Origin of the sequence: Burkholderia sp. SRS-25 (assembly GCF_004343765.1) — a bacterium.
Classification (GTDB): domain Bacteria; phylum Pseudomonadota; class Gammaproteobacteria; order Burkholderiales; family Burkholderiaceae; genus Burkholderia; species Burkholderia contaminans.
The window spans coordinates 103,509-126,770 of record NZ_PTXM01000018.1; the positions used below are offsets into that span (position 1 = coordinate 103,509).

The 23,262-nt window shown below is 68.2% G+C and carries 20 protein-coding genes; 4 read left to right on the forward strand and 16 right to left on the reverse strand.

Annotated features, from left to right (window positions below; all coding sequences use genetic code 11):
• Positions 1–8 precede the first annotated feature (8 nt).
• The 8 genes from C5O79_RS24835 to C5O79_RS24870 form a co-directional block, all read right to left on the reverse strand.
• Positions 9–2,018: an ATP-binding protein gene (locus C5O79_RS24835; protein ID WP_122474369.1), complete on the reverse strand. Its 2,010-nt coding sequence runs from the start codon at positions 2,016–2,018 to the stop codon at positions 9–11.
• A 4-nt stretch (positions 2,019–2,022) separates the two neighbouring features.
• Positions 2,023–3,312, reverse strand: coding sequence for a dicarboxylate/amino acid:cation symporter (locus tag C5O79_RS24840; RefSeq protein WP_122474370.1), 1,290 nt, complete (start codon positions 3,310–3,312; stop codon positions 2,023–2,025).
• Between the two features lie 354 nt (positions 3,313–3,666).
• The gene (locus C5O79_RS24845; RefSeq protein WP_046544344.1) at positions 3,667–5,352 is read right to left on the reverse strand and encodes a cation acetate symporter; all 1,686 of its coding nucleotides are present in this window, start codon (positions 5,350–5,352) and stop codon (positions 3,667–3,669) included.
• A gap of 11 nt (positions 5,353–5,363) precedes the next feature.
• Positions 5,364–5,669 carry a DUF485 domain-containing protein gene (locus C5O79_RS24850; protein WP_047852258.1) on the reverse strand — a complete coding sequence of 102 codons (306 nt, stop codon included), beginning with the start codon at positions 5,667–5,669 and terminating at the stop codon, positions 5,364–5,366.
• A gap of 159 nt (positions 5,670–5,828) precedes the next feature.
• Positions 5,829–7,034, reverse strand: a complete 1,206-nt coding sequence (locus tag C5O79_RS24855) for a CaiB/BaiF CoA-transferase family protein (RefSeq protein WP_122474371.1) — start codon at positions 7,032–7,034, stop codon at positions 5,829–5,831.
• A 31-nt stretch (positions 7,035–7,065) separates the two neighbouring features.
• Complete coding sequence (locus tag C5O79_RS24860; protein WP_122474372.1) at positions 7,066–8,202, reverse strand: acyl-CoA dehydrogenase family protein; 1,137 nt, start codon at positions 8,200–8,202, stop codon at positions 7,066–7,068.
• 14 nt (positions 8,203–8,216) lie between these two features.
• A complete protein-coding gene (locus C5O79_RS24865; protein WP_122474373.1) occupies positions 8,217–9,425 on the reverse strand; it encodes an acyl-CoA dehydrogenase family protein in 1,209 nt (402 codons plus the stop codon).
• Between the two features lie 29 nt (positions 9,426–9,454).
• On the reverse strand, positions 9,455–11,587 hold the full coding sequence (locus tag C5O79_RS24870) for a 3-hydroxyacyl-CoA dehydrogenase NAD-binding domain-containing protein (RefSeq protein ID WP_122474587.1): 2,133 nt from the start codon (positions 11,585–11,587) through the stop codon (positions 9,455–9,457).
• Between the two features lie 261 nt (positions 11,588–11,848).
• On the opposite strand from C5O79_RS24870, the gene C5O79_RS24875 reads away from it, so the two are divergent.
• The 3 genes from C5O79_RS24875 to C5O79_RS24885 all read left to right on the forward strand — a co-directional run bounded on the left by C5O79_RS24875 (position 11,849) and on the right by C5O79_RS24885 (position 15,548).
• Positions 11,849–12,811, forward strand: coding sequence for a LysR family transcriptional regulator (locus C5O79_RS24875; protein WP_131931817.1), 963 nt, complete (start codon positions 11,849–11,851; stop codon positions 12,809–12,811).
• 71 nt (positions 12,812–12,882) lie between these two features.
• Positions 12,883–14,760 (forward strand): gamma-glutamyltransferase, encoded by a 1,878-nt coding sequence (gene ggt / locus C5O79_RS24880; protein ID WP_047852262.1) that lies wholly within the window; start codon positions 12,883–12,885, stop codon positions 14,758–14,760.
• Positions 14,761–14,912: 152 nt separating this feature from the next.
• On the forward strand, positions 14,913–15,548 hold the full coding sequence (locus tag C5O79_RS24885; RefSeq protein WP_047852263.1) for a LysE family translocator: 636 nt from the start codon (positions 14,913–14,915) through the stop codon (positions 15,546–15,548).
• A 127-nt stretch (positions 15,549–15,675) separates the two neighbouring features.
• Here C5O79_RS24885 and C5O79_RS24890 read toward each other — a convergent pair whose 3' ends face one another.
• The 6 genes from C5O79_RS24890 to C5O79_RS24915 form a co-directional block, all read right to left on the reverse strand.
• Positions 15,676–16,638, reverse strand: coding sequence for an ABC transporter permease subunit (locus tag C5O79_RS24890; RefSeq protein WP_047852264.1), 963 nt, complete (start codon positions 16,636–16,638; stop codon positions 15,676–15,678).
• Positions 16,638–17,444 (reverse strand): ABC transporter ATP-binding protein, encoded by an 807-nt coding sequence (locus C5O79_RS24895; RefSeq protein ID WP_047852265.1) that lies wholly within the window; start codon positions 17,442–17,444, stop codon positions 16,638–16,640. Before C5O79_RS24895 ends, C5O79_RS24890 begins: the two co-directional genes overlap by 1 nt.
• A 40-nt stretch (positions 17,445–17,484) precedes the next feature.
• On the reverse strand, positions 17,485–18,501 hold the full coding sequence (gene tauA, locus C5O79_RS24900) for a taurine ABC transporter substrate-binding protein (protein ID WP_039346278.1): 1,017 nt from the start codon (positions 18,499–18,501) through the stop codon (positions 17,485–17,487).
• Between the two features lie 252 nt (positions 18,502–18,753).
• Positions 18,754–19,746 carry a lipoyl synthase gene (gene lipA / locus C5O79_RS24905; RefSeq protein ID WP_039346279.1) on the reverse strand — a complete coding sequence of 331 codons (993 nt, stop codon included), beginning with the start codon at positions 19,744–19,746 and terminating at the stop codon, positions 18,754–18,756.
• Positions 19,739–20,497: a lipoyl(octanoyl) transferase LipB gene (lipB, locus tag C5O79_RS24910; RefSeq protein ID WP_046544334.1), complete on the reverse strand. Its 759-nt coding sequence runs from the start codon at positions 20,495–20,497 to the stop codon at positions 19,739–19,741. Before lipB ends, lipA begins: the two co-directional genes overlap by 8 nt.
• 84 nt (positions 20,498–20,581) lie before the next feature.
• On the reverse strand, positions 20,582–20,908 hold the full coding sequence (locus C5O79_RS24915) for a DUF2917 domain-containing protein (RefSeq protein WP_122474588.1): 327 nt from the start codon (positions 20,906–20,908) through the stop codon (positions 20,582–20,584).
• 102 nt (positions 20,909–21,010) lie between these two features.
• On the opposite strand from C5O79_RS24915, the gene C5O79_RS24920 reads away from it, so the two are divergent.
• Positions 21,011–21,982, forward strand: coding sequence for a transcriptional regulator GcvA (locus tag C5O79_RS24920; protein ID WP_046544333.1), 972 nt, complete (start codon positions 21,011–21,013; stop codon positions 21,980–21,982).
• A gap of 25 nt (positions 21,983–22,007) precedes the next feature.
• Here the strand turns inward: C5O79_RS24920 and C5O79_RS24925 are convergent, their stop codons facing one another.
• Complete coding sequence (locus tag C5O79_RS24925) at positions 22,008–22,316, reverse strand: YbeD family protein (protein WP_011353335.1); 309 nt, start codon at positions 22,314–22,316, stop codon at positions 22,008–22,010.
• A complete protein-coding gene (locus C5O79_RS24930; RefSeq protein ID WP_046544332.1) occupies positions 22,316–23,242 on the reverse strand; it encodes a D-amino acid aminotransferase in 927 nt (308 codons plus the stop codon). Before C5O79_RS24930 ends, C5O79_RS24925 begins: the two co-directional genes overlap by 1 nt.
• Positions 23,243–23,262: the final 20 nt, after the last annotated feature.

Consider the following 23,262-nt stretch of genomic DNA (forward strand, 5'->3'; position numbering starts at 1 on the left):
TGGCGCGCCTAGCGCGAGCCCGCCGGCTCGGACACGGAGTCCGGATGATGCGTGCGGGCGCGCCGCAGCGTCAAGACGAACAGCGCGCCGCCCGACGGCGCGTTGCGCGCTGTGAGCGCACCGCCCGCATCGCTCGCGATCGACGACGAGATCGCGAGGCCGAGCCCGAGCCCGCGCCCCATTTCCTTGGTCGTGAAGAACGGTTCGAACAGGCGCGGCAGCAAGTCGGGCGCAATGCCGCTTCCGTTGTCGCGCACCTCGACCGCGAGCGTGGCCGCCGACACCGCGATCGTCACCTCGATCGCGGGCGCCGCCACGCCGGCGACCGCATCGAGCGCGTTGCCGAGCAGGTTGATCAGCACCTGTTCGAGGCGCAGATCCTCGCAACGGGCGACGAGCTCGGGGTAGTCGCGCGCCAGGTCGAGCGGCGCATCGTGCGCGGGCGACACGGTCGCGTCCTGCAGCGTCAGCGTGAGCGCAACGCCGCGCAGGCGCTCGTCGAGCAGCGACAGCACGCTGCGCAGCGCGCGCACGACCAGCGCCTGCTCGTTGCGCGGCTTCGCACGGCCGACGAACAGCTTCAGCTGGTTCGTGATCTTGCCCATCCGCTCGGTGAGCGCGGCGATCGCCTCGAGGTTCTCGCGCGCGGCCGCCTGCTCGCCGCGATCGAGCAGCACGCGCGTGTTGTCCGAGAAGCTGCGCAGCGCCGCGAGCGGCTGGTTCAGTTCATGCGTGATGCCGGCCGCCATCTGGCCAAGCGCGGCGAGCTTGCTCGCCTGGATCAGTTCGTCGTGCGCGGCGCGCAGCTCCTGCTCCGCGCGGATCCGGTCGCCGACTTCCTTCTGCAACTGCTCGTTCGCTTCCGACAGGTCGGCCGTGCGCTCCTCGACGCGCCGGTTCAGCTCCGCATAGGCCTGCTGCAGCAGCGCGCGGCCGCGGATCATTTCGCGCACGCGCGCGCGGCGCATCCGCCAGTAGAACGCAAGCAGCGCGACCGACACGAAGCCGAAACCGGTGACGATCGTCGCGTTGCGCGCATCGGCGTCGACGGGCGCGATCGGCGCGAGCGTGACGAGCAGCCAGTCGGGCTCGCCGATCCGGCGCTTGCTCGCGAGATAGCGCGGCGCGCGCAGGCCGGCTCCGAGGCGCACGATCTCCGCATCGGGGCCGAGCACCTGCTCGATGCGCAGCGGCAGCGGCGTGACAGGCTGCTGCGCGTACTGGCGCGTCTCGTAGATCGACGCCGCGACGGGCCCCGTGAGCGGCCGCAGCGTGTGGTACTTCCATGCGGGCACCGACGACAGGAACACGACGCCGTGATCATCCGCGACAACGAGCGGCTCGGACGCATCGGCGCCCTGGAACCACTCGAGGTTGAGCTTCACGACGACGACGCCAGCGATCTTGCCGTCGCGCCAGACGGGCTGCGAGATGTAGTAGCCCGGATCGCGCGAGATCGTGCCGATCCCGAAGAAGCGGCCGACCTGGCCGTTCATCGCGTCGAGGAAATACGGGCGGAAACGGTATTCGGTTCCGACGAAGCTGTCGGGCGCACGCCAGTTGCTGGCGGCGACGCACAGGCCGTCTGCGCCGATCACGTAGGTGACGGTCGCGTGCGCGTGTTCGTTGAGGTCTTCGAGATAGCGATTGACGCGCCCGGTGTAGTCGGCGCGCTTCGGATCGGCGAGCAGCTCCTGCACGTACGGGTGGCTGCCGAGCAGGTAGGGCAGCGACTCGTAGCGGTCGAGCGTGCTCTTGAGCGCGTTGGTGGTGCGGTCGACGCGCACCGCGGCGTTGCGCTGCAGTTCGGCGACGCCGCGCCGCCAGGTGATCGTCCACGTCAGCGTGCACGCCGCGGCGAGCGCGGCGGCAAGCACGACGAGGATGAGCAGGCGGCGCGTCACGGTCGAGGCTTCCTGGCGATGCGGATCGCCTATTGTGTCATAGGCCTCCGCCTCCCTGCCGTGGCCGCCGCCGGCAGCGCCGCCGGCGGGCGGTGCCGCCGCCTGCTCGTTCATCGCATCAGACGCCGGCCGTCTCGGTCGTCTTGACCTCGCCGCCGCCCGCCAGCGCCTGGCGCAGCTTGTTGCGGTCGAGTTCCTTCTCCCAGGCCGACACGACGACGGTGGCGACGCCGTTGCCGACGATGTTGGTCAGCGCGCGGCACTCGCTCATGAAGCGGTCGATACCGAGGATCAGCACCATGCCCGACAGCGGGATCGTCGGCACGACGGCCAGCGTCGCTGCGAGCGTGATGAAGCCCGCGCCCGTGACGCCGCTCGCGCCCTTCGACGTCAGCATCGCAACCGCCAGCAGCGTGAGCTGCTGCATCCACGTCAGTTCGATGTTGGTCGCCTGCGCGATGAACAGCACGGCCATCGTCATGTAGATGTTGGTGCCGTCGAGGTTGAACGAATAGCCGGTCGGCACGACGAGGCCGACGACCGAACGCGAGCAGCCTGCCTTCTCGAGCTTTTCCATCAGCTGCGGCAGCGCGGCTTCCGACGAGCTCGTGCCGAGCACGATCAGCAGCTCTTCCTTGATGTACGACACGAAGCGGATGATCGAGAAGCCGGTGACGCGCGCGATCGTGCCGAGCACGACCAGCACGAACACGACCGACGTCAGGTAGAACGTGCCGATCAGCTTGAGCAGCGGCACCAGCGAGCCGACGCCGTACTTGCCGATCGTGAACGCCATCGCGCCGAACGCGCCGATCGGGGCCAGCTTCGTGACGATGTGCACGATGCCGAACAGCACGCGCGTGAGCCCGTCGATGAAGTCGGTGACGACCTTGCCGCGCTCGCCGAGGTGCGCGAGCACGCTGCCGAACAGCAGTGCGATCAGCAGGATCTGCAGGATTTCGCCCTGCGCGAATGCATCGACCATCGTGTTCGGGATGATGTGCATCAGGAAGTCGACCGTCGACTGCCCGTGCGCCTTCGCCGCGTACGACGCGACGGCCTTGCCGTCGAGCGTCGCCGGATCGATGTTGAAGCCGACGCCCGGACGCAGGATGTGCGTGGCCGCGAGGCCGAGCACCAGCGCGAAGGTCGACACGATCTCGAAGTACAGCAGCGCCTTGCCGCCGACGCGGCCGACCTTCTTCATGTCCTCCATGCCGGCGATGCCGGTGACGACCGTACAGAAGATGATCGGGCCGATCACCATCTTGATCAGCTTGATGAAGCCGTCGCCGAGCGGCTTCATGTCGGTGGCGATCGACGGGTAGAAGTGGCCGAGGATCACGCCGACGATGATGGCGAAGATCACCTGCACATAGAGCACTTTGTAGAAGGGTTTCTTCTTCACGATGGTTCCTGCAGAAGTAGATGAGCCGATGGAAACGGCGTCACGCGCGCGGACGAATGTCAGGGGAAGTCACTCGCCCGCGCGGCTGCCGTGCCGCAACAAGCGATGCCTCAGGACGTCCGGAGGGGGAGGAAGGCAGTGGTCATCGATTGTCTCCTTGCTTGCTGTAGTAGTTCGGCCGTGGGATGGCCGTGCGCTTTATATTGCAAGGTCAATGCCAGGTTCCTGAAACCCGTCAAACCTTTGTATTCATTGTATTTCTCATAATGCGGCAGGCAAGGAAATCCGGGATTCCGGATTTCCGGAAAATATCCGTCCGGCGATCCGGACGGAGGCATCGTTTCATCAGACGAATCAATGCTGCACGGCCCGGCTGGCCAGCACGCCCGTCTGCGCGTAGAACTCCTGCTGCGCGAACGCGTCGCGCTCGCGGCGTGCACGCTCGCCGCGATCCGCGAGCGAGCCGACGACGATCCCGATGAACGCGAGCGGCACCGACACGAGCGCCGGGTTGTCGAGGAACACCGGCGCGTGCGCGTGGTGCAGCACGTCGACCCACACCGACTTCGACAGCACCGTGAGCGCGACCGCCGACACGAGGCCGAGCCCCCCGCCGAGCACCGCGCCGCGCGTCGTCATCCCGCGCCAGAAGATCGACATCGCGAGCACCGGGAAATTGGCGCTCGCGGCCACCGCGGCGACGAGGCCGACCATGAACGCGACGTTCACGTGCTCGAACAGGATCGACAACCCGATCGCGACCGCCGACAGCGCGATCGTCGCCGCGCGCGAAATGCGCATCTCGACGCGTTCGTCGGGCTTGCCGCGTGCCCACATCTGCGCATACAGGTCGTGCGAGATCGTCGTCGCGCCGGCGAGCGTCAGGCCCGCGACCACCGCGAGGATCGTCGCGAACGTGACGGCCGCGATGAAGCCGTAGAACCAGTTCCCGCCGACCGCCTGCGCGAGCTTCACCGCGACCATGTTCGAGCCGCCGAGCAGGTCGTGCGTCAGGTTGAACGTGCCGTTCGCGCCGACCTTGAAGAACTCCGGATGCTGCGCGAGCAGCACGATCGCCGAGAAGCCGATCACGAAGGTCAGCAGGTAGAAGTAGCCGATGAAGCCGGTCGCGTAGAGCACCGACTTGCGCGCCTCCTTCGCGTTCGGCACGGTGAAGAAACGCATCAGGATGTGCGGGAAGCCGGCCGTGCCGAACATCAGCGCGATGCCGAGCGACAGCGCGTTGGCCGGATCGCGGATCAGCTTGCCGGGGCCCATGATCGACAGCGCGCCCGGATGCACGGCCACCGCGCGGCGGAACATCTCGTCGACGCTGAAGCCGAATTCGCCGAGCGCGAGCACGACGAGCAGCGTCGCGCCGCACAGCAGCAGCACGGCCTTGATCACCTGCACCCAGGTGGTGGCCGTCATCCCGCCGAAGAACACGTAGACGACCATCAGCACGCCGACGATCAGCTCGGCCGTGCCGTACGACAACCCGAACAGCAGCTGGATCAGCTTGCCCGCGCCGACCATCTGCACGACGAGGTACAGCACGACGATGGTCAGCGAATTCGCGGACGTCAGCAGCCGGATCGGCCGCTGCGCGAAGCGGTACGCGACGACGTCGACGAACGTGAACTTGCCGAGGTTGCGCAGCGGCTCGGCGATCAGGAACATCACGAACGGCCAGCCGACCAGAAAGCCGATCGAGTAGATGAGCCCGTCGAAGCCGAACATGAACACCATCCCGGACAGCCCGAGGAACGACGCGGCCGACATGTAGTCGCCCGCGATGGCAAGCCCGTTCTGCAGCCCGGTGATGCCGCCGCCGGCCGTGTAGAAGTCGCGTGTCGAGCGCGTGCGGCGTGCGGCCCAGCGCGTGAGCGCGAGCGTCGCGAACACGAACGCGAAGAACATCCCGATCGCGACCGGATTCAGTTCGACCTTGTCGGGCATCGGGCCCGCGACCGATACCGCGTGGGCGGCGGAGGAAACGAGAACGGCAGGCGCGCCGAGCGCCATCGAGAGTCGTCGCATGTCGGCCTCCGTCACGAACGCTGCAGGATCGCGTCGACGCGGCGGTCGAACGCACGGTTCGCGCGCAGCACGTAGCACGCGGTCAGGCTGATCGCGACCAGGATGATCGCGACGCCCGCGGCAATCCCGACCGTCATCGTCGCACCGCGGTACAGCGGCGCGGCGAGCACGTGCGGCGCGAGCGCGACGAGCAGGATGAAGCCGTAGTACGTGGCGATCATCAGCGCCGTCAGCGTGAAGCTGAAGCGGCGCCGCGCCCGCACGAGCTGCTGGTAGTCACGGCGCGCCGTGACCGATTCGATGGCGGAAAGCTCCATGGTGTCTCCAATGTCTCCTCGTCGTATCGCGAGGGTTTTCGTCTGGATGGTCGGCGCGTCTACCGATCCGCCCGCGCCGAGGCGGTGCAATGCAACGTGTCCTGCCCGTGCTTGGGCTTGGGCTTGGGCTTGGGCTTGGGCTTGGGCTTGGGCTTGGGCTCAGACCACGCGATCCGCACGCAGCCGCGCGACCTCGTCGGCCGACATCCCGAGCCAGCCGCCGAGCACCGCGTCCGTATCCGCGCCGAGCACCGGCGGCGCACCGCGCACCGGCAACCGCGCGCCATCGAACCGATACGGCGGCGCAAGCACGTCGACGCCGCCGGCGACCGGGTGCGGCTGCCGCGTGACGAGCCCCGCGCGCGTCGCGCGCTCCGACTTCAGCGCTTCGTGCAGCCCGAGCACTTCGCCGCACGGAATGCCTGCATCGGCGAGTGCCGTGAGCAACGTCGCGCGCGACCGGCGCGCGAGTTCGCCGCGAATCTCCGGCAACAGCTCGGCGCGGTTTTCCGAGCGGCCAAGGTTGGTCTTGTAGCGCGCGTCGGCCGCGAGATCGGGCCGCTCGATCGCGTCGCAGAAACGCGCGAACTGCGTGTTGTTGCCGACCGTGATCACGAGCGGGCCGTCGGCCGCGTCGAACACGCCATACGGCACGATCGACGGATGCGCGTTGCCGTAGCGCGGCGGGTCCTCGCCCATCAGCAGCGCGTCGAGACCGTAGTACGCGGTGATCATCAGCCCGCAGTCGAACAGCGCCATCTCGATGCGTCGCCCGCGCCCGGTCGCATGGCGCTCGTACAGCGCGGCGAGGATCGCCTGCGCCGAATACATGCCGGTGAACAGGTCGACCGCCGCGACGCCGAACTTCAGCGGCGGCTGGCCGGCCTCGCCGTTCAGCGCCATCAGCCCGGCCTCGCCCTGCACGACGAGGTCGTAGCCGGGCCGCGCGGCCTCGGCGCCCGAGCGGTCGTAGCCGGAAATCGCGCAGTGCACGACGCGCGGGTTCAGCTCGGCCAGCGCGTCGTAGCCGAGCCCGAGCTTTTCCGCGCCGCCGAACTTGAAGTTGTGGAGCACCACGTCGGCCTGCGCGGCCAGCTCGCGTGCAAGGCGCCGCCCCGCTTCGGTCTGCAGGTCGAGACAGATCGAGCGCTTGCTGCGGTTCACGCTGTTGAAGTAGGTCGTCTCGGTGTCGCCGATCCTCAGGCCCCAGTCGCGCGTGTCGTCGCCGCGCGCCGGATGCTCGACCTTGATCACTTCCGCGCCGAAATCGGCGAGCACCATCGCGCACCACGGGCCCGCGAGCACGCGCGAGAAATCGAGCACCTTCACGCCGGCCAGCGGCAATGCGCGGGATTCGTTCGTCATCCTTGTCTCCTCCATTCGCGTCGTTCGTTTTTTACTGTTTCGACAGCGCGATGTAGCGCGCGAGGTGATGATCCTCGTCGCCGAGCTGGTGATCGATCATCACGAGCCGCTTCGCGTAGTGCGACAGCGGCAGCTCCCACGTCATCCCGATCCCGCCGTGCAGCTGGATGCTCTCCTCCGCGACGAGCGTGCCGATCCGGCCGATGCTGTATTTGGCGGCGGCGAGCGCGCGTTCGCGCACCACGCGCGGCGCATCGAGCTGCGCGGCCGCGTTGATCACCGCCGAGCGCGCCTGCTCGACTTCGAGCAGCAGGTCGGCCATCCGGTGCTGCAGCGCCTGGAAGCTGCCGATCGGCAAGCCGAACTGCTTGCGCGTGCGCAGGTAGTCGAGCGTGTACTCCTTCGCAACGTCCATCGCGCCGAGCGCTTCCGCCGACAGCGCGAGCAGCCCGTAGCCGAGCACGCGTTCGAGCAGCTCGGCGCCGGCTTCACCGCCGTGCGCGCCGAGCGCGGCATCGGCCGGCAGCACGACGCGTTCGAAGCGCACCTCGGCCGCGCGGCCGCCGTCCATCTTCCGGTAGTCGCGCAGCGATACGCCCGGTGCATCGGCCGCCACGACGAACAGGCCGATGCCGGCTGCATCGTCGTCATGACCCGACACGCGCGCGCTGACGACGAAGAACGCCGCCTGCGCGGCCTGGTCGACGACGCCCTTCGCGCCCGTCAGCACCCAGCCGTCGCCCGAGCGTTCGGCACGCGTGCGCACGGTCGTCAGTTCGTAGTGCGAGCCCGGCTCGTCGTGCGCGAACGCGGCGCTCGCGCGGCCGTCGATCAGCGCGGCCAGCCGGTCGCGATGCGCGGCGCCGCCGGCGAGCGACAGCGCACGGCCCGCGAGCAGCGCGCCGAGGAACGGCTCGACGACGAGCCCGCGCCCGAGGCATTCGAACACCACCGCGATGTCGAAGCCCGCGCCGCCGAACCCGCCGTCGGCTTCGGCAAACAGCGCGCCGACGGTGCCGAGTTCGGCAAAGCGCAGCCACATCGCGCGATCGAAACCTTCAGCCGACTGCGCAATGCGATCGCGCACCGGGAACGCGTACTGTTCGGCGATGAAGCGATTCAACGTATCCGCCAGCATCCGGCGGTCTTCTGTGTGCTGGAAATCCATCGTCGCGTCCCTCGTTACAGCCCGAGCATCATCTTCGCGATGATGTTCTTCTGGATCTCGTTCGAGCCGCCGAAGATCGACAGCTTACGGTTGTTGAAATACTGCTGCGCGGCGCTCGCGGCGTCGTCCGGGCCGACCGGCTCGCCGTCGTAATCGGCATCGAGCGCTTCCTCGACGAACGGCTGCGCGTACGGCCCCATCGCGCGCCGCATCAGCGCGGTGATCTCCTGGCGGATCTGCGTGCCGCGGATCTTCAGCATCGAGCTTTCCGCCCCGGGCGCGCCGCCGCCCGCGACCGCGGCCAGCACGCGCAGGTTGGTCGTGCGCATGTTCTCGAGCTCGATCTCGACACGTGCTACGCGCGCCGCGAAGAACGGATCGTCCGCGAGCGGCCGGCCGTTCTTCGTGACCTTCGCGGCCACCGCGCGCAGCCGGTCGAGCGCGGCCGTCGAGAAGCCGATTCCGGCGATGTTGGTGCGCTCATACGTGAGCAGGTATTTCGCGTAGGTCCAGCCGCGATTCTCTTCGCCGACGAGGTTTGCCGCCGGCACGCGCACGTCGGTGAAGAACACCTCGTTGACTTCGTGCTCGCCGTCGAGCGTGATGATCGGGCGCACCTCGACACCCGGCGTGTTCATGTCGATCAGCAGGAAGCTGATGCCCTCCTGCTTGCGCACGTCGGTCGCGGTGCGCACGAGGCAGAAGATCATGTTCGCGTAGTGGCCGAGCGTGGTCCACGTCTTCTGGCCGTTCACGAGGTAGTGCTCGCCCTGCGCGTCGATGCCGCGCACCGCGCTCGTCTTCACCGCCGCGAGATCGGAACCGGCGCCCGGCTCCGAGTAGCCCTGGCACCACCAGTCGGTGCCGTCGAGGATGCGCGGCAGCCAGTGGCGCTGCTGCGCTTCGTTGCCGTACTTGATCAGCACGGGGCCGAGCATGTTCACGCCGAACGGCACGATGCGCGGCGCACCCGCGAGCGCGCATTCGTTGTCGAACAGGAACTTCTGCGCGACGCTCCAGCCGGGGCCGCCGTATTCGCGCGGCCAGTGGCTCGCGAGCCAGCCGCGCGCGTTGAGGATCGCATGCCATTCGCGCATGTCGTCGCGCTTGAGATGCAGGCCGCCCTTCACCTTGCGCGCGATGCGCTCGGGCAGTTCGGCTTGCAGGAAGCGCTGCACTTCCGTGCGGAAGGCTTCCTCTTCGGGAGTGAAATTGAGGTCCATCGTGGGTCCGTTGCGAATGCGGTGGGCGTTCAGTCGATGCGGTTCAGGCTCGCGAAATCCGCGCCGCGCGCGACGAGATCGACGAGCAGCGGCGACGGCTTCCAGAACAGCGGATCTTCCTTCGCGAACGCGCGGATATCGGCGAGCACATTCGCGAGGCCGACCGTGTCCGCGTAATGCATCGGGCCGCCGCGATAGCGCGGGAAACCGTAGCCGTACAGGAACACCGCATCGACATCGAGCGGGCGCAGCGCGATCTTCTCGTGCACGACGTTCGCGCCTTCGTTGATCATCGCGGCGAGGTAGCGGCGCAGGATCTCGTCGTCGGTGAACGTGCGCGGCGTGATGCCCTTCTTCGCGCGTTCTTCGGCGACGATCGTCTCGACTTCCGGGTCCGGCGCGCCGACGCGCGCGCCGTCCGGATACAGGTAGTAGCCGCGCGCCGTCTTCTGGCCGAACCAGCTGCGCTCGCACAGCCGGTCGGAAATCTCCACGTAGCGCGAGCGCGGGTCGCGCGTCGCCGCGCGGCGCTTGCGGGTCGCCCAGCCGATGTCGCCGCCCGCGAGGTCGACGACCTGGAACGGCCCCATCGGGAAGCCGAATTCGCGCACCGCGCGGTCGATCTGGTACGGCGACGCGCCGTCTTCCATCAGGTAGTCGGCCGCCGTGCGATAGACCGCGAGGATCCGGTTGCCGATGAAGCCGTCGCATACGCCGGCGCGCACCGGCGTCTTCTTCAGTTGCCTGGCCAGCGCGAACGCGGTCGCGACGACGTCCGGGCTCACACGCTTCGGCACGACGATCTCGAGCAGCTTCATCACGTTGGCGGGCGAGAAGAAATGCAGGCCGATCACGTCGGCCGGCCGGTCGATGCTCGCGGCCAGTTCGTCGATGTCGAGATACGACGTGTTGGTCGCGAGCACCGCGCCCGGCTTGCACACGCGCGCGAGTTCGGCGAACACGCCCTTCTTCACCGCCATGTCCTCGAACACGGCCTCGATCACGACGTCGGCCTGCGCAAGCGCGTCGTACGACGTGCTGCCCTTGAAGCGCGCGAGCCGCGCCGCGTGCGCGGCCGGTGTCATCCGCCCTTTCGCGACGAGGCCGTCATATACCTTCTCGACGTGCGCTCGGCCACGGGCGAGCGATGCTTCGTCGCGTTCGATCATCGTCACCGGCAGCCCGGCATCGAGCGCCGCGACCGCGATGCCCGCGCCCATCGTGCCGCCGCCGACCACGCCGATCCGCTCGACCGGCCGCGCGCTCGCGCGCCGCGCCTCGGGCGCCTTCGCCGCTTCGCGCTCCGCGAAGAACGCATGCACGAGACCCGCGCGCTGCGGGCTGTCGACGCATTGCAGGAACAGGCTGCGCTCGAGCTTCATCCCCGTGTCGAACGACTGTGTGAGCGCGGCCTCGACCGCGTCGACGATCTTCGCGGGCGAGAACAGGCCACGCGACTTCTTCGGCAATTCCGCGCGCGCCGCCTCGATCGCAGCCTGCGCGGCCGCGCGGTCGGCCAGGCCCCGCGCATCGCGCGTGCGGCGCACCGGTGCGCCGAGCGACACGAGCTCCTGCGCATAGGCGAGCCCTTCGGCGAGCGTGTCGTCGCTGTGCGCGATGCGATCGACGAGGCCGAGCGCGAGCGCTTCCTCGGCGCTCGCATGACGGCCCGTCAGCATCAGGTCGAGCGCGGCCTTCGCACCGATCAGGCGCGGCGCGCGCTGCGTGCCGCCCGCGCCGGGCAGCAGGCCGAGCGTCACTTCGGGCAGCCCGAGCTTCGCGCCCGGCACCGCGAGCCGGTAATGCGCGGCGAGCGCGACTTCGAGGCCGCCGCCGAGCGTCGCGCCGTGCAACGCGACCACGACCGGCTTCGTGCCCGATTCGATCCGCTCGCACACGTCGGGCAGCGACGGCGGCACGATCGGCTTGCCGAATTCGCGGATGTCGGCGCCCGCGATGAAGTTGCGGCCGGCGCCGACGATCAGCACCGCGCGGATCGCGTCGTCGGCCTGCGCGGCGTCGATCGCATCGGCGAGGCCGCGCCGCACGTCGGCGGACAGCGCATTGACGGGCGGATGGTCGATCGTGATGACGAGCACCTTGTCGCGCCGTTCGCGCGTGACGGTGCCGGCCGGGCTGGCGGGGGAAGCGGGTGAGTTCATCGTGTCTCCTTGACGCGGCGACCGATGCGTCGACGCCGGTTCGTGGCTCACGGCCACGCGAGCGGCGCCGGGGCACCGGCCCCGGTCCCGCACGAAGCGGGACAAGATCCGGCCGTACGCCGGGCATGACCCGATTCTCGATTGATCGAGATTCATTGACAATTCCCTTCCGCTTTTACAAGCTGTCAAGTCTGACTTGACACTGAATGCTTCCGGCCGCGATCGAGATTCATTAGCGGGACGGATCAGGAGACGCGACGCATGGACCTGAACGCGCTGACGCTGCTCGTCGAGATCCTCGACGCCGGCAATCTCAGCAAGGCCGCGCAGCGGCTCAAGATGAGCCGCGCAAACGTCAGCTACCGGCTGAACCAGCTCGAGCGGTCGATCGGCCAGCAGCTCGTGCGGCGCACGACGCGGCGCATCGAGCCGACCGAGATCGGGTTGAAGCTGTACGAGCACGGCCGGCGCATCCGCAACGAACTGCTCGCCGCGCAGGAATCGGTGACGACGCTCGGCCAGGACCTGCAGGGCCGCGTGCGGCTGTCGGTGCCGAGCGGCTACGGGCAGATCGTGATGTCCGACTGGCTGCTCGCGTTCAAGCGGCTGCATCCGGGCATCGTGCTCGACGTCGTGTTCGAGAACCGCGTGGAAGACCTGATGCGCGACGAGATCGACATCGCGGTGCGCGTGATGCCGGAGCCGCCGCAGAACCTCGTCGCGCGCGACATGGGCGCGGTGCGCTACGTCGCGTGCGCGTCCGCCGCATTCGCAGCCGAGCACGGGATGCCGGCGAGCCTCGGCGCGCTGTCGGCCGCCCCCGTCGTCACCGCGACGGTAATGGGCCGGCAGCTCAGGATCGCCGCGTATCTCGGCGACGAGCGCCACGAGGTGCTGCTCGAGCCCACGCTGATTTCGGAGAACTTCCTGTTTCTGCGGCAGGCGATCCTCGGCGGGATCGGCGTCGGCATCGTGCCCGACTACGTGATGCATGACGACATCCGGCGCGGCACGGTCGTCACGTCGCTCGACGCGTACCGGCTCAGCATCTTCGGCACGCACATGTACATGCTCTACATGCCGAACCGGCACCACACGCGTGCGACGTCGACGTTCATAGAGTTCATCCTCGAACAGGCCGGAAAGACCGGCCGGGGCGGGCCCGGCGCGATGCGTCAGGGTTTCCTGTCGGGTGACAAGCCGCCGGGCGCGCGGCGACAATAGCGCGCCGGGGCGGGCAGCCGCGTTGCGCCGGCACCGTCGCCTCCTTCGAATTCACTGCTGCCGAGGGTTCAATGTTCGACCGGATTCGTCCGCATTCGCGCTCCTGGACGCTGCTCGCCGCCGTCGCGCTCGTCGCGTTCAACGCCGGCTGCACGTCCCCGTCCACGCCGCCGTCGAGCGCGGTGGTGCCCGTCGCCGCCGCCTCGGGCGCCGCCGTGCCGCTGCCCGGCTTCCACGCGCCCGAGCTGTCGTCCGGCTGGACCGACAAGCCGGGCTGGACCTCGCAGCACTTCATGATCGCCGCCGCGAACCCGCTCGCGACGCAGGCCGGCTTCGACATGCTGAAGGCCGGCGGCACCGCGATCGACGCGGCGATCGCCACGCAGATGGTGCTCGCGCTCGTCGAGCCGCAATCGTCGGGGATCGGCGGCGGCGCATTCATGCTGTACTTCGACGGGAAGGCGACGCAGGCCTACGACGGCCGCGAAACCGCGCCGGCCGCCGCGACCGAGCGCCTCTTCTACGGGCCGACCGGCCAGCCGATGGGCTTCTACGAAGGTGTCGTCGGCGGGCGCTCGGTCGGCACGCCGGGCGTGCTGCGCATGCTCGACGACGCGCATCGCGCGCACGGCAAGCTGCCGTGGCGCCGGCTGTTCCAGCCGGCGATCCGGCTCGCCGAGCACGGCTTCACGATCAGCCCGCGGCTTGCGATGCTGATCGCGAACGACCGGTACCTGAAGAACGACCCGGCCGCCCGTGCGTACTTCTACAACGCGGACGGCTCGCCGAAGGCCGCCGGCACGGTGCTCAAGAACCCCGCGCTCGCGACCGTGCTGCGCCAGGTCGCCGACCGCGGCGCGAACGCGTTCTACAGCGGCGCGATCGCGCGCGACATCGTCACGAAGGTACGCAAGCACCCGACCAACCCGGGCCTGCTGTCGCTGCAGGATCTCGCGCGCTACAAGGCGAAGGTGCGCGCGCCGCTGTGCACCGACTACCGGCGCTCGGTCGTGTGCGGGATGCCGCCGCCGTCGTCGGGCGGCCTCGCGATCGCGCAGATGCTCGGCATCCTCGAGGCAATGCCCGACTGGCAGCAGATCGGCTCGCAGAAGCCGGTGCGCAACGACGTCGGCTACGAGCCGACTCCGTTCGCCGCCCACCTGTTCAGCGAAGCCGGGCGCCTCGCGTATGCGGACCGCGCGCGCTATGTCGCCGATCCCGATTTCGTGCCGCTGCCGGGCGGCAGCTGGGCGAGCCTCACCGACAAGACCTATCTCGCGCAGCGCGCACACCTGATCGGCGACAACAGCATGGGCGTCGCGCAGGCCGGCACGCCTCAGGGCGCGACGCTCGCGATGGCCGACGACCGCAGCCCCGAGCTGCCGTCGACGTCCGACATCGCGATCGTCGACCGCTATGGCCAGGCGCTGTCGATGACGACGAGCATCGAGGATGCATTCGGCTCGCGGCTGATGGTGCGCGGCTTCATGCTGAACAATCAGCTCACCGATTTCTCGTTCGTGTCGAACGACAACGGCCGGCCGGTCGCGAACCGCGTGCAGCCCGGCAAGCGGCCGCGCTCGGCGATGTCGCCGGAGCTGGTGTTCGACAAGAAGACGAAGCAGGTGACGATGATCGCCGGCTCGGCCGGCGGCCCCGCGATCATCAATCACGTCGCGAAGACGCTGGTGGGTGTGCTCGACTGGGGGATGACGATGCAGCAGGCGATCGCGCTGCCGAACTTCGGGTCGATGAACGGGCCGACGCAGCTCGAACGCGGCCGCGTGTCGGAAGCCCTCGCCGACGGGCTGAAGGGCCGCGGGCACGACGTGCAGGTCGTCGAGATGAACTCGGGGCTGCAGGGGATCCAGCGGCTGAACGTGCAGGGGCAGACGGTGTGGTTCGGCGGGGCCGATCCGCGGCGGGAAGGGGTTGCGATGGGGGATTGACGGCGATGAGCGGCGCCCCCCGCGCGCCGCTCGACTCGCGTGTGCGATCCGGCAGCGCCATCCGCCTGGCGAACGGGCGCGGAGTGAACCCATGCCGCGCATCCGGCCAGGTTTAAACTGACGGCTTCCGCTACCCGTTCAGAAGCCGCGACATGAACTCGACGACGCTCCTGCTGTACGTCATCACGGTATCCGCCGTGACGGTCACGCCAGGCCCCACGATGCTGCTGGCACTGAACAACGGCACCACGCGCGGCCTGCGCATCGCGGCTTACGGAATCGCCGGCGCCGCGCTGTCGGACCTGATCCTGATCGGTGCGGTCGGATGCGGCCTCGGCGCGATCATGCAAGCGTCGGAGCACCTGTTCGTGATGCTGAAGTGGGCGGGCGCCGTGTATCTGCTGTACCTCGCATGGGCACTCTGGCACGCCCCCGCGACGCTGCCGTCGACCGATGTCGTGCCAGCCGACGGTGCACGGAACGGCCGGTCGGCATTCAAGCGTTCGCTGCTGGTCGCGTTGTCCAATCCGAAAGGGCTGCTGTTTTTCTCGGCCTTCCTGCCTCAATTCATCCAGCCCGAAGCGAACGTCGCAGCCCAGTACGCTACGCTGGCCATCCTCACTGCGACGATCGACGTCCTGTTGATGGCGATCTACGCAGCGAGCGGCTATCACGTGATGAAAGCGATGTCCGGACGCGCGCTGAAATGGCTCAATCGCGGCTGCGCCGGCATGCTGGCCGGACTGGCGGTGGCACTGAGCCTCTATCGTCGCGGCATGACGGCATGACCCGGTCGCGCCCGTGACGGCCCCGCTGCGCGCCGCATCGCAATGACCGTGCGCAACGGGTCGAACCGGATTCCCTCCCCGGTCGCCCGTCCTGTCCATCGCCACGACGCCCGGGCGATACCCGCGCTTATCCCCGCCCCTTCCACGGCACGATCCGCCGCTCGACCCAGCGCATCGCGAGATCGAACAGCCACGCGATCGCGCCGATGATCAGGATGCCCATCACGACGATATCGGTGCGCAGGAAGCTCGATGCGTTGAGCACCATCTGCCCGAGCCCGGCCGTCGCGGCGACCATCTCGGCCGCGACGAGCGTCGTCCAGCCGAAGCCGATCGCGATCCGCAGCCCGGTGAGGATTTCCGGCAACGCGGCCGGCAGCACGACGTGGCGCACGATCTGCGCGAAGCTGCCGCCGAGCGAATACGCGGCGTTGATCTGTTCGACCGTCGCGGCGCGCACGCCGGCGCGCGCGGCCATCGCGATCGGCGCGAAGCACGCGAGGAAGATCACGACGAGCTTCGCCGTTTCATCGATGCCGAACCAGATCACGACGAGCGGCAGGTACGCGAGCGGCGGCAGCGGCCGGTAGAACTCGAGCAGCGGATCGAGCACGCCGCGCGCGACGCGGCTCACGCCCATCAGGATGCCGGCCGGCACGCCGATCGCGGTCGCGAGCAGGAATGCGCCGAATACGCGCGCCGCGCTCCACAGCAAGTGCTCGGACAACGGCAGGCCGCCCTGGATGCGGCCATGCCATGCGTCGACGAATGCCGCCCACACGGCTTCCGGCGCGGGCAAGAACAGCGGCGGCAGCCACTGGCGATGCGTGGCGACCCACCACAGCACGGCCAGCGCGGCGACCGTCGCCGTGCTCAAGGCCGCCGTCTTCCCCTCCCCCGGCAACCGGTAGCGGCGCGACGACGGCGCACGACGCGCGGCCGCCCGAGTGCGCGTACGATCGCCCTGCTCGACACCTGCGGCCGTCCCGCCGGCCGTCCACGAATCCTGCGTGCTCATGCTGTCCTGCCTGTGCAAAGTGCTGATCCGACCGCGTCCGACCGACGCGCCCTGTCGCGCGAGTTCGTGCATCACGCGGCCACCTCGGCTGCCTCGCCTGCCTCGTCGCGATGCAGATACGCGATCAGCCGCTCGCGCCACGCGATGAAATCCGGTGAAGACTTCACGGCACGCGCATCGCGCGATTCGACGTAGCGGCGCGCGAACGGCAGTTCGAAGGTTTCCGCGATCCGGCCGGGGCCGGGCGTCATCACGACGAGACGCGTCGCGAGGAACAATGCCTCCTCGACATCGTGCGTGATGAAGAACACCGTCTTGCCGGTGCGCGCCCACACGTCGAGCACGAGCGCCTGCATCGTGCCGCGCGTCATCGCATCGAGCGCGCCCATCGGCTCGTCCATCAGCAGCACGCGCGGGTCGCTCGCGAGCGCACGCGCAATGCCGACACGCTGCTGCATCCCGCCCGACAGCTCGTACACGCGTGCATGCGCATGACCGTCGAGCCCGACGAGTGCGAGCATCTCCCGCGCCCGCGCTTCGCGTTCGGCCTTCGACACCCGTGCGAAGCGCAGCCCGAGCGCGACGTTGTCGAGTACATCGAGCCACGGCAGCAGCGCGTACTTCTGGAACACGACGCCGCGATCGGCGCCGGGGCCCGTGACCGGTACGCCATCGACGCGCACGTCGCCGGTCGTCGGCGCGACGAAGCCGGCCATGCAGTTCAAGAGCGTCGTCTTTCCGCACCCGGACGCGCCGAGCGCGACGACGAATTCACCGGACTCGATGCGCAGGTCGACGCGCGCGAGCGCCTGCGTCGTCGGCCTGCCGCGCTCGCCCGGATAGGCGACCGATACCTGACGGACTTCCAGCGTGCTCATGATCGACGGGCTCCGCGACGAGTGGGCTGAACGGCCGCGCTCAGCGCGCGGCCTTCTGCACGAACTGCGGATCGACGCCGGCCGAATAGTCGGCGAGCACCGTCTGGATCGTGCCTTGCGATTTGAGGAACGTGGCCGTGGCCGCGAGCGACTTCGCGGCGCCCGATTGCGCGCCACCGCCGAGCCACGTCGGCGATGCCTGCTCGGCCGCCGTCGGGAACGCATAAAGCGCGAGGCTGGCCGGCACATCCTGCGCGTTCGCGCCCGATACCTTCGCGACCGCCGCGACCTGCGGCGAGCCGACCTTCCACGCCGCCGCATGCGCGCGGTAGTCGGCATCGGCCGCCGCGAGCACCTTCACGAAGCGCGTGACGAACTCGGGGTTCTCGCGCGCGAACTTGCGGCTCACGACGAAGCCGTCGAAGGTCGCCTTGCCACTTTCTTTCGCAACCTGGCCCGACGTCGTCAGCACGGTGCCCGATTGCTTGACCTTCGCGAGCACCGGATCCCAGATGTAGGTCGCGTCGATGTCGCCGCGTGCCCACGCCGCCGCGACTTCGGGCGGACGCAGGTTGACGATCTTCACGTCGTTCGGATTGACGCCCGCGGCCTGCAGCGCGACGAGCGTGTGGAAATGCGACGTCGACACGAACGGCACGCCGATCTTCTTGCCCTTCAGCGATGCGATGTTGGTGACGCCCGAGCCGTTGCGCGCGACGAGCGCCTCGGCGTCGTTGATGTTGTCGAGCACCCAGAACAGCGAGATGTCGAGCCCCTGCGACAGCCCGGCCGCGATCGGGCTCGAGCCGGCTTCGCCGAGCTGCACGGAGCCCGACGCGAGCGCGCGGATCACGTCGGCGCCGCTGTCGAGCTTGCGGAACGTGACCTTGTAGCCGGTCGCCTTTTCGACTTCACCGCTCGCCTGCGCATAGCGCCACGGCACCACCATGTCCTGGTACGCGATCACGACTTCGCGCGTCTCGGCGTGCGCCGCGCCGAGCGCGGCAAAGGCGGTCAGCGCGACGACGGCGCGGCGGATGAAGCTGAAACGGGACATGCGGCTCTCCTTCGGAATGCGGGCATTGCTGCGGGAGAGCCGACTATAGGAGCTTTGCGCGCGGCGGGAGCGAACTTATCCTGCGAAGCTATCGATGCCGTTTCAGCTTTGCTTTCCATGCTCGACCGGATTGCGCGTCCGGTCGGGTGGCGATTGCCGTGCGAACGCAGGAATGGCGTCCGCATCAACGAAAAAGCCCGCATCGCTGCGGGCTTTTTTCGGGTTCGCCGGAAGACGGCGAAGCAAGGACGCTCAGACCACCCCGGCCCCGTGCGCCTGCAGATCGGCGTGATAGCTCGACCGCACCATCGCGCCGACGGCCGCGTGCGTGAAGCCCATCTTGTACGCCTCTTCCTCGTACATCTTGAAGGTATCCGGATGCACGTACGCGCGCACCGGCAGGTGGTGCTCGGACGGCTGCAGGTACTGGCCGATCGTCAGCATGTCGACGTCGTGCGCGCGCAGGTCGCGCATCACCTGCAGGATTTCCTCTTCGGTTTCGCCGAGGCCGACCATCAGGCCCGACTTCGTCGCGACGTCCGGATGCAGCGCCTTGAAGTCCTTCAGCAGCTTCAGCGAGTGCGCGTAGTCCGAACCCGGGCGCGCTTCCTTGTACAGGCGCGGCACCGTTTCGAGGTTGTGGTTCATCACGTCCGGCGGTGCGGCGTTCAGGATCGAGATCGCGCGGTCGAGACGGCCGCGGAAGTCCGGCGTCAGGATTTCGATGCGCGTTTCCGGCGACTGTTCGCGCACTTCGCGGATGCATTCGACGAAGTGGCCGGCGCCGCCGTCGCGCAGGTCGTCGCGGTCGACGCTCGTGATCACCACGTACTTGAGCTTCAGCGCGCCGATCGTGCGCGCGAGGTTCTTCGGCTCGTCCGGATCGAGCGGATCGGGGCGGCCGTGGCCGACGTCGCAGAACGGGCAGCGGCGCGTGCACTTGTCGCCCATGATCATGAACGTCGCGGTGCCCTTGCCGAAGCATTCGCCGATGTTCGGGCAGCTCGCTTCCTCGCACACCGTATGCAGGTTGTGCTCGCGCAGGATCGTCTTGATCTCGTTGAAGCGCGAACTGCCGGTGGCCGCCTTCACGCGGATCCACTCGGGCTTCTTCAGCTTCTCGATCGGAATGACCTTGATCGGGATGCGCGCCGTCTTCGCCTGCGCCTTCTGCTTGGCGGTCGGATCGTAGGCAGGAGTCGCGGCCGAATCGGCCGGTGCGGGGGAAGCGGTAACGTCAGTCATTCGAATGTTGTTCCAGTGCCTGCGGCTTGTCGGCGGCCGCGGATGCGCCGTCGAGGTTGGCGATCAGACGGCGCACCAGCGTGTGGGCGACGTCGTTCCAGTCGGCGGCAACCTCGAGGCTCGCCATGTCGACAGTTTCCAGTCCGGCATAGCCGCACGGGTTGATCGCAAGAAACGGGCGCAGATCCATCTTCACGTTCAGGCTCAGCCCGTGATAGCTGCAGCCGTTGCGGATCTTCAGGCCGAGGGCCGCGATTTTCGCGCCCTCGTGCACGCCGGACGCCACGTAGATCCCGGGCGCGCCCGCCTTGCGGACCGAAGCGAGATTATACGCCGCGAGGGTTTCGATCACGGCCTCCTCGATCTTCGTCACCAGCGTGCGCACCATCAGCTTGCGCCGGCGCAGGTCCAGCAGCAGGTACGCGACGATCTGGCCGGGGCCGTGGTAAGTGATTTGTCCGCCGCGGTCGACCTTCACGAGCGGCACGCCGCTGTCGGCCACCAGCAGGTGGGCCGGGTCGCCGGCCTGGCCGAGCGTGTAGACGGGCGGATGCTCGACCAGCCAGATCTCGTCGCCAGTATCGGCCGTGCGCGTGTCGGTGAACGCGCGCATCGCGTCGAAGCTCGCCTCGTAGGTCTCGACGCCCCGCCACCGCACGGTGACCGGCGTGGCCGGCTGATCCGGGGACCCGGCGGGCGATGCGGAAACGGCAACAGGCGTGGACACGATGGAAACCGGCGAAACGGACATGGGCGGTAGTTTACCGAAAACCCGTGGGTCTCGCCGGCCTCGGGAGAGGGACGGATCGCCGGTATCCGTCGGAGGAAATGATGGTCAGACGGTGCGCCAGCCGTCGTGAAGCAACGCGGTCAGGCGTTCGCGCAGCCGTGCCAGCCCGCCGAGCGCGACTTCCCGGGGCGGCCGCGACACCGAGAACGACACGCACGTGCCCTCCCGGCCTTCCGCGCTGAGCCACAGCCGCTCGCCGCGGCGCAGCTTCAGCGTTTCGCCGTCGACCAGGAAGTAGTCGTTGACGTCGTTGCTGCGCGTCGCCCACACCGGCCCGTTCTGGACGATCAGCCGCGTGCTGCGTTGTACCTTCATCGGCACGGTTTCGCCCGCGGGGATTTCGAACGTGATGCTTGAAGAAATTTCTTGCATGATCGACTCCGCCAATAAGTGCTCCGATGGCTACAATCGTAGTCACTTCAAGGCGTCAGACAAAACGACCAATTTTCACGTCGATGTGAGGAAAATTAGCAAATGGACCTCCGCCAGCTACCTGCGCTGAACGCGATTCGCGCGTTCGAAGCCGCCGCCCGTCACGAGAATTTCTCGCGCGCCGCCGACGAGCTGTTCGTCACGCACGGCGCGGTCAGCCATCAGGTTCGCGCACTCGAGGAGGAGCTCGGCGTGCAGCTGTTCACGCGCAACGGCAAGCGGCTATGCCTGACCGACGCCGGCATGCGCTACGCGCAGCAGATCCGCACCGCGCTGATGGTGATCGCCGACGCGACCCGAGACGTGCGCGCGAGCGACCGCGACCGGCGGCTCGTGGTGTCGATGCTGTCGTCGTTCGCCGCGCGCTTCATCACGCCGCGCATCGGCACGTTCATCGAGCGGCATCCGGAAATCGACGTCGAGCTGCAGTCCACCAACTCGCTCACCGATTTCGCGCGCGACGACGTCGATCTCGCGATCCGGTTCGGTCAGGGCAACTATCCGGGGCTGCACGTCGAGCCGTTGTTCGACGAGGTGTTCTTTCCGGCGTGCGCGCCGACGCTGAACGGCGGCAAGCTGCCGCAGACGCCCGCCGATCTCGTGCACTACCCTCTGCTGCGCTCGGACGACGAACTGTGGCGGCCGTGGTTCGACGCGGCCGGGCTCAAGACGCTGACCGAGCCGAAACGGGGGATTCTGTACCAGGACTCGTCGAACCTGCTGCTGGCCGCGATCGACGGCCAGGGCATCGCGCTGGTGCGCCGCTCGCTCGCGGTGCACGACCTGCTCGACGGGCGCATCGTGCGCCTGTTCGACATCGACGGGCCGAGCCCGTGGCACTATTTTTTCGTGTGTCCGCCGCCGCTCCTGAACACGCCGCGCGTGCAGGCGTTCAGGACCTGGCTGCTTCAGGAAGTCGCCGAATACAAGCGGCTGTGCGACGAACTGGACGCGCGGCGCGCGGCGGGGAAGACCCCGGCCGAGTGCGCGCAGGAAGGAGGATGGAGGGCGTAGGGCCTGTTCCCGCTAATAACAGGCCCTAGAGTACGACCTTGACCATCGGATGGCCGGTCAGTGCGCGGTAAATGTTGTCGAGCTGTTCCTGGCTCGTCGCCCGCACGGTGATCGTGAGGCCCGTGTAATTGCCGCCGCTCGACGCACGCTCCTCGATCTTCTCGACATCGATCTCGTTGTCGTGAACGGCCACGACCTTGAAGATCGTGTCCTTGAACTCCGGGTGCGCCTTGCCCATGATCTTGATCGGGAAATCGCACGGGAACTCCAGCAGCGACTCCTTCCGGGTATCGATCGCGCCGGTCACCTCGATGGTTTTGGTGGGTTCGCTCATCATTTGCTCCGGGTTAGGTCAAACTGTTCAAACTCGCGCGCTTTCGCGCGCTGGTACGCGTCATACAACGCCGCGAATACGGGGCCCGGCTTGCCGCCATGCACGGGCAGATCGTCGAGCGACGTGACGGGCAGCACTTCCTTCGTGGCCGACGTGATCATGATTTCGTCGGCCGCGCGCAACTCCACTTCGCTGATCTCGCGTGCGACGAACGGGATCTTGCATTCGTCCGCCAGTTCCTCGATCAGCGCGTAGCGGATCCCCTCGAGGATCTTGTTGCTGCGCGGCGGCGCGAGCAGCTCGCCGTTCTTCACGATCCACACGTTCGACGACGAGCCTTCCGTCAGGTTGCCGTCGCGCAGCTGCAGCGTCTCGAACGCATCGCGTTCGGCCGCATGCTGCGCCATCAGCACGTTGCCGAGCAGCGAGATCGACTTGATGTCGCAATGCAGCCAGCGACGATCCTCGGCCGTCACGCAGCGCACACCCTTCGCGCGTTCTTCTTCCGATGGCAGGCGCAGCGGGCTCGTCATCATGAACACCGTCGGCACCGCGTTCGCCGGGAACGCGTGGCCGCGCTTCGCGACGCCGCGCGTCACCTGCAGGTAGACGAGCGCGTTGGCTGCTCCGAGCCCTTCGGCATTCGCCGCGACGACGCGCTCGATCAGCGCACGCCAGCCCGCGTCGTCATGCGGGTTCGCGATGCCGATCTTCTTCAGGCTGCGCTCGAGCCGCGCCAGATGCTGCTCGATCCGGAACGGCACGTGCGCGCCGTCGTGCGCATAAACGGGGACAACTTCATACACGCCATCGCCGAAGATGAACCCGCGGTCGAGCACCGGTACACGGGCTTCCGACAGCGGCACCATTTCCTCCTGCGACGATACGCTGAGGTAGACGATCGGTTCGAATTCGGCTTGGCTCATAGCTATGACAGATGGGGATG

Coding starts and splice junctions, on each gene's coding strand:
- C5O79_RS24835 (WP_122474369.1), bottom strand. CDS start 2,018: ATGAACGAGCAGGCGGCGGCACCGCCCGCCGGCGGCGCTGCCGGCGGC.
- C5O79_RS24845 (WP_046544344.1), bottom strand. CDS start 5,352: ATGCGACGACTCTCGATGGCGCTCGGCGCGCCTGCCGTTCTCGTTTCC.
- C5O79_RS24850 (WP_047852258.1), bottom strand. CDS start 5,669: ATGGAGCTTTCCGCCATCGAATCGGTCACGGCGCGCCGTGACTACCAG.
- C5O79_RS24855 (WP_122474371.1), bottom strand. CDS start 7,034: ATGACGAACGAATCCCGCGCATTGCCGCTGGCCGGCGTGAAGGTGCTC.
- C5O79_RS24860 (WP_122474372.1), bottom strand. CDS start 8,202: ATGGATTTCCAGCACACAGAAGACCGCCGGATGCTGGCGGATACGTTG.
- C5O79_RS24865 (WP_122474373.1), bottom strand. CDS start 9,425: ATGGACCTCAATTTCACTCCCGAAGAGGAAGCCTTCCGCACGGAAGTG.
- C5O79_RS24870 (WP_122474587.1), bottom strand. CDS start 11,587: ATGAACTCACCCGCTTCCCCCGCCAGCCCGGCCGGCACCGTCACGCGC.
- C5O79_RS24875 (WP_131931817.1), top strand. CDS start 11,849: ATGGACCTGAACGCGCTGACGCTGCTCGTCGAGATCCTCGACGCCGGC.
- ggt (WP_047852262.1), top strand. CDS start 12,883: ATGTTCGACCGGATTCGTCCGCATTCGCGCTCCTGGACGCTGCTCGCC.
- C5O79_RS24885 (WP_047852263.1), top strand. CDS start 14,913: ATGAACTCGACGACGCTCCTGCTGTACGTCATCACGGTATCCGCCGTG.
- C5O79_RS24890 (WP_047852264.1), bottom strand. CDS start 16,638: ATGCACGAACTCGCGCGACAGGGCGCGTCGGTCGGACGCGGTCGGATC.
- C5O79_RS24895 (WP_047852265.1), bottom strand. CDS start 17,444: ATGAGCACGCTGGAAGTCCGTCAGGTATCGGTCGCCTATCCGGGCGAG.
- tauA (WP_039346278.1), bottom strand. CDS start 18,501: ATGTCCCGTTTCAGCTTCATCCGCCGCGCCGTCGTCGCGCTGACCGCC.
- lipA (WP_039346279.1), bottom strand. CDS start 19,746: ATGACTGACGTTACCGCTTCCCCCGCACCGGCCGATTCGGCCGCGACT.
- lipB (WP_046544334.1), bottom strand. CDS start 20,497: ATGTCCGTTTCGCCGGTTTCCATCGTGTCCACGCCTGTTGCCGTTTCC.
- C5O79_RS24915 (WP_122474588.1), bottom strand. CDS start 20,908: ATGCAAGAAATTTCTTCAAGCATCACGTTCGAAATCCCCGCGGGCGAA.
- C5O79_RS24920 (WP_046544333.1), top strand. CDS start 21,011: ATGGACCTCCGCCAGCTACCTGCGCTGAACGCGATTCGCGCGTTCGAA.
- C5O79_RS24925 (WP_011353335.1), bottom strand. CDS start 22,316: ATGAGCGAACCCACCAAAACCATCGAGGTGACCGGCGCGATCGATACC.
- C5O79_RS24930 (WP_046544332.1), bottom strand. CDS start 23,242: ATGAGCCAAGCCGAATTCGAACCGATCGTCTACCTCAGCGTATCGTCG.